The following is a 3,034-nucleotide window of genomic DNA, read 5'->3' as shown; positions in this document are numbered from 1 at the left end:
CGATTGATGCTGTTTTCACCGTTGGACATTATGTGTCTGACCCACCTCTATTCTCCCGACATTAAATGTCCGACTCCGGTGTGGAGCTTTGATGTATTGAGAGCGTAGTCATGAGCAATAAAACCAGCATTGAAGGGTTATCCGCTTTGCTGCACACGCTGATGCTTATTCCTCAACATCGATGGATCACCGTTAGGGAGTTGCAGCAGCAGTTAGCCCTACTCGATATCCACCGCACCACGCGCAGCATTAAACGCTACCTCGATGAAGTCATTGTGGAAGTGTTTAATGTGGAGTGTGATTCGATGAGCATGCCCCATGTTTATCGAAAAACCTCAGAGCAATTACTGAAGCTCAACAAGCAGGAAATGCTCTATTGGCAACTGACCAACAAGTACTTACTGCCGCTGGTTCCTGATGCACTGAATTATGGACAAGGGTGCTCCTCGGAGAGAGACAAACCCTTTTACCACAAGGGTTCAGCGCATTCAAAAGAGCAAGCATGGTTAGCCAAAGTACATGTGGCATTGCCCACTATTCGCGAGTGGAGTGACGAGCAACGGCAAGTATTAAATGCGGTACACACGGCATTACTGCACAACCGTATGCTCAAGATATCTAGCCAAGTATTGCAGCAAGAGAAGGCGCTCATTGAGCCACTGGGACTCTCGGTTCAGTGTGACGCGCTCTTGCTGCTCTTTCGATTATCCGGTCAACACACGATACGCACCCTTGCCTTGCCTTTGATTGATGAGGCCAGTGTATCGACGTTTTCTTTTATCTACCCCACTGATTTCAATCTTGAGCGGTTCATGCGTGAACACGATGGAATCCGTGCGTCCTGAATTTCACTCACCGATAAGGAGAGCACCGTTATGACATTAATCAACACCCTACTCCGATACGCCGCTATGAGCGTGCTGTTTATCGGGCTCACTGCTTGTGGCGATCAAGAAGAGACTCAAGCAGCAACGGCTGATATTGAAGTATCGATATCGACTAACTCGTATTGGGGAACATTGGCTTTTGACCTGCAAGCCATCACCGACAGCACCGTAATTAGCAATGTGGTGATTAACCGTGGCAACTGCCGATTACCTGCGGGGACTACCTCAGAGCTATCAAGAAACGTTTCGTTAAAGTTCGGCCAAACCTACACCGGATACAGCAACAACTGCACCGTAGACAGCGTGAAAGAAATCGAAGTCACCTCCAGCGCTGGCACCTTTGTCTACACCTTCTAACTTTCAATTCCCAAATAACACACTCAACCAACTCGTAAGGATCAACTATGAACAAGTCATCTCTACTTATTGCAACAGCGTTAGTTTTCTCAACCTCTTCCGCATTTGCTGGTGGAACGCTGGGCGGCAACCCATCCGCGGATTCGGGAGCCGTCAACGTCAATGTAGGCAAATGTACTCAATACAAATTGGATGTGAAAGCGGCAAAAGAGTCTGGGAAGGATGTATCGACCATCGCCGTTCCTAAAGGCTGTGAAGCCATCAAAGAAAAGTAATGCCACCAGCAGTGGTAAAAATGACAATGGGGAGCAATCACGCTCCCCATTCTTTTTTTGTCTCAATGCACAAGCGGCACAATCAATAAACTAGCCTTCTAAACTCATTTTTGGACGGAACTGTTTTATACTTCCTGCTAATTTACTGAACCATCAATTATCTAAAGGGCTCTTCTCCGCTTAGGTGAGCTTGATATTTGGGTAAAAAGTTGAGTGGGTATCAGGAACCGATGTTTGTCTGATCTTCAACTTAAAATAGTCTGTATCTCTCACTCCTCTGGCTCTTCGTCTAAGTAATCCTATTGATACATTACCTGCTTCAACCCGAGCGTTGGTCAGCTTGTATTTTGCGTAATTACAGATGCCTACTTTTCTTTCTAATATGGCGTCGGCAAAGTTGCTTAGTGACAGTATTCGGGTTGATTTCGCTAGGCGACACCATGCTTCAAGAGCCGCTACCATGGTTTCATAACAGGATTCATCCCATATCGTTTGTAGCTGCTCTTTTAGCATATAAATAACGCATAACGTCTTGTTACTCTCGAGCAAGTCATCGAGTCGATCAGACTGCTTGTCATCCAACTTTTGAGCATTTTTCAGTAGGAGAAAGAGTGTTCCTTTAAGCATTCTTTTCTCATCGTGAGAACCCTTTCTAAAAGCTTTTGCCCTCTCTTTTCTGATTAAAATGCAGTAATTTTGCATCACATGGAATCGGTCAAAAACAATGTCTGCATGGGGTAGCATTTTCCTTACTGCTGATTGGTAAGCTTGCCCCATATCCATTGATACTGCTTTAATGCCAGCTTTTGTTTGCTCTGATAACTGCTCGAAAAATGAGACAAGGACTTCTGTTTTTCGACCATGTTCTACCCAAATTAAATGACCAGAAACCAGGTCGTAAACGACTGTCATATAATCGTGTCTTTTAGCTCTGGCTACTTCATCGACGCCAATATGGATCAGGTTATTCAGTTTCTCAGGCTCTAATGCTGGTAGGCTTGAGCGCAAGTATTCTCTATCGATGTTCTTTACCGTCTCCCAGCGAATGCCTAAATGCTGAGAAACTGCATGTATGCTCATGTGGCGGCACAAGCCGCTGATGAACTTGCAAAAGCGAGCGGTATAGCGACCTCCTTTAGCTACATAGTCAGTCGCTTCAATCAATCGTCTTCCTTCTTTATCTCTGGTTTTAGCCAGTTCAACTTCTATCGTGCATGGTCGACCGCTAACAGGCAGGTCCTGAAGTCGTCTTTTAACATAATGGTCTACGGTGCAGGGTGTGCCTGTGATTGGATCTTTGACCTTATATCTTCGGTCTCGACGACAGCGAACGAATACTGATTGAGACACCTCTTCTATTGAACAAGATTCTACACACTGGCCTTTAAAGCAAAACAACGAGGAAGACAAAGACGACAAAATACACTACTGACTTATAATAAAAATAAGCATTATAAATCAGAGTGTTATGATAAATGCGTTTTGTTTTCTGACTCATGTAAGCGGAGAAGAGCC

General features: G+C 44.9%; 4 protein-coding genes. 3 read left to right on the top strand and 1 reads right to left on the bottom strand.

The features are described 5' to 3' along the window. Window positions 1-110: 110 nt before the first annotated feature. Genes B9J87_RS16885 through B9J87_RS16875 form a run of 3 tightly spaced genes read left to right on the top strand, consistent with a single transcriptional unit; the run spans window position 111 to window position 1,519 of the window. Window positions 111-845 carry a WYL domain-containing protein gene (locus B9J87_RS16885; RefSeq protein WP_094151848.1) on the top strand — a complete coding sequence of 245 codons (735 nt, stop codon included), beginning with the start codon at window positions 111-113 and terminating at the stop codon, window positions 843-845. Between the two features lie 30 nt (window positions 846-875). Next, window positions 876-1,244, top strand: coding sequence for a hypothetical protein (locus B9J87_RS16880; protein WP_094151846.1), 369 nt, complete (start codon window positions 876-878; stop codon window positions 1,242-1,244). 47 nt (window positions 1,245-1,291) lie between these two features. Further along, window positions 1,292-1,519, top strand: coding sequence for a hypothetical protein (locus tag B9J87_RS16875; RefSeq protein WP_094129694.1), 228 nt, complete (start codon window positions 1,292-1,294; stop codon window positions 1,517-1,519). 180 nt (window positions 1,520-1,699) lie between these two features. Here the strand turns inward: B9J87_RS16875 and B9J87_RS16870 are convergent, their stop codons facing one another. Further along, window positions 1,700-2,938 (bottom strand): ISL3 family transposase, encoded by a 1,239-nt coding sequence (locus B9J87_RS16870; protein WP_431357899.1) that lies wholly within the window; start codon window positions 2,936-2,938, stop codon window positions 1,700-1,702. Between the last annotated feature and the right edge of the window lie 96 nt (window positions 2,939-3,034).

It is taken from the genome of Vibrio sp. V19_P1S1T109, assembly GCF_002241375.1.
GTDB lineage: Bacteria > Pseudomonadota > Gammaproteobacteria > Enterobacterales > Vibrionaceae > Vibrio > Vibrio anguillarum.
The sequence above is the reverse complement of the archived record's forward strand: the minus strand, read 5'-3'. Positions and strand labels throughout refer to the sequence as shown.